The 5,437-nt window shown below is 49.5% G+C and carries 5 protein-coding genes; 3 read left to right on the plus strand and 2 right to left on the minus strand.

Features of this window, described 5'->3' with window-relative positions; all coding sequences use genetic code 11:
- Positions 1-72: 72 nt before the first annotated feature.
- From HW443_RS09060 to panC, 3 genes are all read left to right on the plus strand, one after another.
- On the plus strand, positions 73-963 hold the full coding sequence (locus HW443_RS09060; RefSeq protein WP_176231158.1) for a Rossmann-like and DUF2520 domain-containing protein: 891 nt from the start codon (positions 73-75) through the stop codon (positions 961-963).
- Entirely contained in the window at positions 956-1,756 is an 801-nt protein-coding gene (gene panB, locus HW443_RS09065; protein ID WP_258190486.1) for a 3-methyl-2-oxobutanoate hydroxymethyltransferase, read from the plus strand. Before HW443_RS09060 ends, panB begins: the two co-directional genes overlap by 8 nt.
- Before the next feature lie 188 nt (positions 1,757-1,944).
- A complete protein-coding gene (gene panC, locus HW443_RS09070; RefSeq protein ID WP_176231157.1) occupies positions 1,945-2,790 on the plus strand; it encodes a pantoate--beta-alanine ligase in 846 nt (281 codons plus the stop codon).
- A gap of 163 nt (positions 2,791-2,953) precedes the next feature.
- Here the strand turns inward: panC and gltA are convergent, their stop codons facing one another.
- Both gltA and HW443_RS09080 read right to left on the minus strand, forming a co-directional pair.
- Complete coding sequence (gene gltA, locus HW443_RS09075; protein ID WP_176231156.1) at positions 2,954-4,342, minus strand: NADPH-dependent glutamate synthase; 1,389 nt, start codon at positions 4,340-4,342, stop codon at positions 2,954-2,956.
- On the minus strand, positions 4,327-5,181 hold the full coding sequence (locus tag HW443_RS09080) for a sulfide/dihydroorotate dehydrogenase-like FAD/NAD-binding protein (RefSeq protein ID WP_176231155.1): 855 nt from the start codon (positions 5,179-5,181) through the stop codon (positions 4,327-4,329). Before HW443_RS09080 ends, gltA begins: the two co-directional genes overlap by 16 nt.
- Positions 5,182-5,437: the final 256 nt, after the last annotated feature.

Here is a 5,437-nt window from a genome sequence, read left to right on the forward strand (position 1 = left end):
TAAAGAAATTGCTCTACATATTGAACCAAGATTCTTAAGTATCGCTGTAGGGTTATTTTCAAGGGAGAGGAATTGAAAAAGACCCCCAAAAGACTTGCCATAATTGGGGCGGGCAAGGTTGGAACAGCAATAGGCCATATTCTTCAAAAGAAAGATTTTAATATTGTAGCTGTTGCCAGTCGCACCCAGGAATCGCTTGATTGCGCCCGAGACTTTATTTTTGGGTTCAAGACTCGAGATGTAGCCGAAGCCGCTAAACTCGCTGACGTCATTATCCTGACCACCAATGATGACCAGGTTGAACCAGCCTGCAGAAAGATTGCTCAAAATGGCGGATTTGATGCCCAGGATGTTGTCTTTCATGTCAGTGGTGCTCTCTCCCTTAATGTTCTTGATTCTGCTAAAGCCATTGGCGCAAAAGTTGGAAGCATTCATCCTCTGCAGTCCTTTGCTACTGTGGGAGGGGCGGTTTCTCAGTTGCCAGGTTCTGTTTTCGGCGTTACGGCAGAAAAAGAAGTTTTGACTTTAGCCAGAGACATTGTAGAAGCTTTAGGGGGAACAGCAATTGTGGTCAAAGATGAGGACAAGCCTCTTTATCATGCAGCAGCTTGCGTGGCCTCGAATTATTTTGTGGGGCTTATCCACTTTGCCCAGAGCATTTATGAAAGCTTAGGTGTCTCCAAAGAGGTAGCCCTAAAAGCACTCCTCCCTCTTATTAAAGGAACTTTGGCTAACATGGAATCTCAAGGGACAGCCGGGGCCTTAACTGGCCCTATTGCCCGAGGAGATGTGGAACCAGTCAAGCGGCACCTGGAGGCTTTTGGGAGTAAGATTCCAGAAAAAAAGAAGCTCTATTGTGAGCTTGGCAAATATACAACGCTAGTAGCTCTCGAAAAAGGCACAATTAGCAAAGACAAACAAAAGGAGCTTTATCAGCTTTTACAAGGAGGAGGCCTTGAATAAAAGGGTAACCGTAAACACGCTTATGGAAATGAAGCAGAGAGCCAACAAGATCACGATGCTTACTGCCTATGACTACATTACTTCCAGTCTTCTGGATGAGTTGGGTATCGATGTAATTCTTGTGGGAGATTCTTTGGGCATGGTGATTTTGGGCCATGAAACCACTTTGCCGGTGACAATGGAAGAAATGCTTCATCACACAAAAGCGGTGGCAAGAGCCGCCAAAAGAAGTATGGTCGTGGGGGATATGCCTTTTATGTCCTATCAAATATCTGTTGAAGAAGCGCTATATAACGCAGGACGTTTTTTGAAAGAGGCGGGTGTCCAAGCCATCAAGCTTGAAGGAGGAGAAGAGATTTGTCCTGTGGTTTTCAAGATGGTGAAAGTGGGTATCCCAGTTATGGGTCATCTTGGTGTCACTCCCCAATCAGTTCACCAGATGGGTGGGTATGCGGTTCAAGGAAGAGAAGAACAGGCGGCTAAGAAGATGATTGCTGATGCTAAAGTCCTGGAAGAAGCAGGAGCTTTTGCGATAGTTTTAGAGAAGATTCCTTCCGAATTAGCTAAGAAAATTACACAGACAATTAGGGTGCCTACTATTGGCATTGGTGCAGGACCTCATTGTGATGGGCAAGTTTTAGTAACTCAAGATTTGCTGGGAATGTTTGAGAAATTTATTCCCCAATTTGTGAAGCAATATGCTAAGTTAAGCAATGATATAAGGTCAGCGATAAGCAGCTACATCAAAGAGGTTAAAGCAGGTGAATTTCCAGGGGAAGAACATAGTTTTTAATATGGATTTTGGCCTGGCGAAAAAGAGATGAGTGGTTGTGATGAACGGCTATAGGGCCCTCGGGCTCTTGCTTTGTATTATCCGGAGCCCTTCGGCTTCACTCAGGATAAAGTTGACCAGGGGTGACGGTGTGGGCCTGAAGCAGGAGAGGGGCGGACCTTAGCCCTTTGACTTAAGGCAGAGCACCGATGAAGGTTATAAGCACAATTAAGGAACTTAGGGCAGAACTAAGCAAAGAACGTCAAGAGGGCAAGACCATTGGCTTAATTCCAACCATGGGTTATTTTCACCAGGGCCATCTTGAACTTATGCGAAGAGCACGGGAAGAATGCGCTGTTGTTGTGGTAAGTCTGTATGTGAACCCCACCCAGTTTGCACCATCTGAGGATTTTGAATCTTATCCCAGGGATTTTGAAAGAGACAAAAGGCTTGCGGAAAATGTAGGCGTTGACTATCTTTTTTGTCCTTCAAATGCTGAGATGTATTTGCCGAATCATTTAACTTATGTTGAAGTAGAGAAAATAACGAACAAGCTATGTGGAGCGTCGCGACCCCATCATTTTAAGGGAGTCACAACAGTTGTCGCCAAGCTCTTCAATATTGTAAAGCCCGATAAAGCATATTTTGGGCAGAAAGATGCTCAGCAAGTCGTGGTCATTAGAAAAATGGTCGAGGACTTGAACTTTGATTTAGAAATTGTTGTCGTGCCCACAGCAAGAGAGGAAGACGGTTTGGCAATGAGCTCTAGAAATACTTATTTGTCCGCCGTAGAAAGAGAAGAAGCTCTGGTTTTGTCTAAGTCCCTTCAGCACGCGAAAGAGCTGATTGATTCTGGCGAGCGAATTGCCCAGAAAATAAAAGAGGAAATGCAGAAACTGATAAAAAGCAAGCCGCACGTGAATTTAGAATATATATCAATTTGTGACCATAAGACTTTGGAGGAGTTATCGCGCATAGAAGGAGAAACCCTAATTGCCCTGGCAGCTAAAGCAGGCAAAGTCAGACTGATTGATAATATCGTGATAAGGGACTAAAGAGATGGGCAAGGGAGGAAGGACCACAAGAAAAGAATGCTGGATTCTGGATGCTGAGCTTTCTGGCACCTTCTATCTAGTACCTGAGCAGTTCATACGAAAATAACATATTAAGGGGACGAAATAGATTTTCCATTTTCACGCCTGAGAGGGGCCAGGGGGGCTATGGGGACGATAAATACTCATCAATGGATCTGGCTGCCGTCCTTCCAGCGCCCATGGCCAGGATGACGGTGGCTGCGCCAGTTACGATATCCCCTCCAGCGAAGACTCCCTCCAGGCTGGTCATGAGAGTCTCCTGATCCACCACAATATTACCGTTCTTAGTGGTCTCCAGCCCCCTGGTAGTACGGGGCACCAGAGGATTGGGACCCTGGCCGATGGCCACCACAAAGATGTCTACCTCCAGATCAAATTCAGAGCCCACAACGGGCACAGGCCTTCTTCTCCCGGACTCATCAGGCTCTCCCAGCTCCATTTTGATACAACGGATCGCTCTGAGATTCCTGTTCTCTCCAAGACACCCCACGGGATTAGTCAGGAGCTTGAACTGGATACCCTCCTCCTTGGCATTCTCGATCTCTTCCTGCCGGGCTGGCATCTCCTCTCGGCTGCGACGATAGATGAGATAGACCTCCTCCGCACCCAACCGGAGGGCCGTTCTAGCCGCGTCCATGGCCACATTACCGCCACCGACCACTCCCACCCGGCGACCGATCTTGATGGGAGTGTCCCACTCCGGGAAGAGGTAAGCCTTCATCAGGTTGGAGCGGGTTAGATACTCATTGGCTGAATAGATACCATTGAGGTTCTCCCCCTTGATGCCCATGAAGCGGGGAAGGCCAGCCCCCGTGCCCAAGAACACTGCGTCGTAATTCTTCCTCAGTTCGTCCAGCAAGCAGGTCTTGCCAATGACCACGCTGGTTCTAAGCTCTACCCCCAAACCCTGGATGTAGTCGATCTCGGCCTGGACAATAGCCTTGGGAAGCCGGAACTCAGGGATACCATAAACGAGAACACCCCCGGCCCTATGGAGAGCCTCAAAGATGGTGACCCCATATCCTCTTTTAGCCAGCTCGCTGGCTGCAGAGAGCCCCGCCGGCCCGGAGCCCACAACGGCCACTCTCTTACTCTTTTTATGGGCAGGTTTGTCCACCGAGACCAGTTGATTGGCCCTTTCCCAGTCAGCCACAAATCTCTCCAGGCGGCCAATGGCCACCGGACCATATTTCTTACCAAGAATACATTTCAGCTCGCACTGGTCTTCTTGGGGACACACCCTTCCGCAGACAGCAGGAAGGCTGTTGGTCTCTTTTATCTTCTTGATAGCGGCAAGGAAATCTCCCTCCTGTATGTGACCGATGAAGGACTTGATGTCAATTTCCACCGGACAGCCGCTTATGCAGACAGGTTTTTTGCATTGAATGCAGCGGCGGGCTTCTTCCAGGGCCATATCCGGGGTATAGCCCAGAGCAACCTCGTTAAAGTTCCTGGCTCTGGCCCTGGGGTCCTGGCGAGGCATGTCCGCCCGGGGACCTATGTCCCCAGGCATCTTTTATCACCTCTACATTCCTCTTCGTATCGCTCCAGAGCAATCCTTTCCTCCTCCAGATAGAAGCTCTGTCTGGCTATAAGTTCATCATAGTCCACCTGATGCCCATCAAATTCAGGCCCATCCACACAGGAGAAAAAGGTCTTTCCTCCCACACTCACCCGACAGACCCCGCACATGCCTGTAGCATCAACCATGAGAGCGTTCAGGCTGACCAGGGTTTTTACCCCGTAACTCTTAGTCATCAGGCTCACAAACTTCATCATAATAGCCGGGCCTATGGCTACCACCAGGTCGGTCTTTTGCCCATCCTCCAAGATGGTTTTCAGCACGTCGGTAACCAGACCATGATGGCCTCTGGAACCATCATCGGTGCTTATAAGGAGCCTGTCGCACACCGAGGCCATCTCTTTTTCAAAGATAATGAGCTCTGCTGTCCTGGCTCCAATAATGCCAATGACCTGGTTTGCCGCTTGCTTCAGGGCCCGGGCAATGGGGAAGACCGGAGCAACCCCATATCCACCTCCCACACAGATCGCCCGGCCGCAATACTCCACATCGCTGGGTCTGCCCAGTGGGCCCACTACATCAAGAATCCTGTCTCCTACGTCCAGAGCGCCCAGCATTCGAGTGGTTTTGCCCGCCTGCATAAAGACCATGGTTATGGTTTCCTGCTCCCGGTCGAAGTCAGCAATAGTTAGAGGAATTCTTTCACCGGTCTCGCTGACCCTGACCACCACGAACTGCCCGGCCTCCGCCCGGCGGGCTATTTCAGGCGCACTCACCCGAAAGAGAAGGGTGCCGGGAGCCAAAACTTTTTTCTCCACAATTTCATTCATTGAATTTGCGCCCCCAAGCCTTGGGGGCTTGAGGTGTCCCTCCTTTCTCTCCAAGCATCAAAGGCCCTTGCCCCCTGTAAGTCGCCGCAATGGCACACCCCCCTCCAAAGAAGGTAGCGCAGGCCCTAAAGCTTGTGGGAGCTGAACTCCACCAGATCAAGCAACAACCCTGCGTTTATCATGGAGAGCGTCCATTATTTATAGGACTTACGCAGTTGGGGTAAGACTGTAGGTAGGGTTACCCAGATAAGCCCGT

The sequence above is a fragment of the Candidatus Hakubella thermalkaliphila genome, assembly GCF_013281975.1.
GTDB classification, from domain to species: domain Bacteria; phylum Actinomycetota; class Humimicrobiia; order Hakubellales; family Hakubellaceae; genus Hakubella; species Hakubella thermalkaliphila.